Source organism: Streptomyces monashensis, assembly GCF_001866665.1.
Classification (GTDB): Bacteria; Actinomycetota; Actinomycetes; order Streptomycetales; family Streptomycetaceae; genus Streptomyces; species Streptomyces monashensis.
On sequence record NZ_MLYO01000181.1, the window covers coordinates 1 to 1,421 of the forward strand.

The following is a 1,421-nucleotide window of genomic DNA, read 5'->3' on the forward strand; positions in this document are numbered from 1 at the left end:
AGTGGGCGGTTCGTGAGTCTTTGAGTGGTTCTGCTGTCGCCTGATGGTGTGGCGGCGGGGCGGAATGTGCCGGTCCGCTGTTGTTGATCTGGTGATGTGATCGGGTGAGTGAACGCAAGCCGTACCCGAGTGACTTATCGGACGAGCAATGGTCGTTGATCGAGCCGGTGATCACCGCGTGGAAGGGCCGGCACCGCTCGGTCAGCGGCCACCAGGGCGCCTACGACATGCGGGAGATCGTGAACGCGATCCTCTACCAGGGGCGGACCGGCTGCCAGTGGACCTATCTCCCGCACGACCTGCCGCAGAAGAGCGCGACGTACTACTACTTCGCCGCCTGGCGGGACGACGGGACCGACCAGGTCATCCATGAACTCCTGCGCTGCCAGGTCCGTGAGCGCGCCCGCCGATTAGAGGACCCGACCCTGGTGGTCCTGGACACCCAGAGTGTCCATGTGGCCGCCGGGGTCCCCGCTGCCACGAGTGGCCACGATCCTGCCAAGCGGGTGCCCGGCCGCAAACGCGGACTGGCCGTGGACGTCCTCGGCCTGGTCATCGCCGTCGTCGTCCTCGCCGCGAACACCCACGACAACGCCGCGGGCATCGTCCTGCTGGATCAGGTCGCCGAGTACACCGGCGGCACCGTCCGCAAAGCGCTGGTCGACCAGGGCTTCAAGAACCAGGTCGTCGTGCACGGCGCCGGCCTGGGCATCGACGTCGAGATCGTCGCACGCAACCCGCAGGACAAGGGGTTCGTGCCGCAGCCGAAGCGGTGGAGGGTCGAGCAGACCTACGGAATCCTCATACTGCACCGGCGCTTGGTCCGCGACTACGAGCACCGCCCCTCCTCCTCCGCCTCCCGCGTCTACTGGGCGATGACCCACGTCATGACCCGACGCCTCACCGGCACGAACGCCCCCACCTGGCGCGCGGCGCAGACGGTGGCAGCATGAACCTCCGGCCCCTGCTCGATGCCCTGGACCTCCAGGAAGACGCCGCCCGGGCCCTGGCCGACGACCTCCGCGCACAGATCGACGACCTGCAGACCCGGTTGCGTGAGGCCGAGACGCACCTGGAGCACCTCACGATCACCCGCAAGACCGTCACAGGCCTCGCCGACCGGCTCCCGGCCGTCGCGCCGGACCTGCCCGAGCACCCGGACTACCCCCGCATCCTCGCCGCCTTCAACCACACAACCGGGCCGCTACGGGCCAAGGACGTCTGCGAAGCCCTCGGTCACGAACTGCTACCGAAGAACGTCGAAGGCACCCGCGCCAAGCTGAAACGCCTGGTCAAACTCGGGATCCTCACCGAGGCCGACACCGGCAACTTCACCAGGAAGCAATAGCCGACACGACCTCCGCCAGCGGCCTTGCCCCCACCTCAGCCAGAAACAGACATCACCTTACGAACCGCCCACT

At 67.6% G+C, this 1,421-nt stretch carries 2 protein-coding genes; both read left to right on the plus strand.

All coding sequences use genetic code 11. The features are described from left to right. Positions 1-104: 104 nt before the first annotated feature. Complete coding sequence (locus BIV23_RS45110) at positions 105-953, plus strand: IS5 family transposase (protein ID WP_071386786.1); 849 nt, start codon at positions 105-107, stop codon at positions 951-953. After that, positions 950-1,348, plus strand: coding sequence for a hypothetical protein (locus BIV23_RS45115; RefSeq protein ID WP_071386787.1), 399 nt, complete (start codon positions 950-952; stop codon positions 1,346-1,348). The genes BIV23_RS45110 and BIV23_RS45115 overlap by 4 nt, the downstream gene beginning before the upstream one ends. Positions 1,349-1,421: the final 73 nt, after the last annotated feature.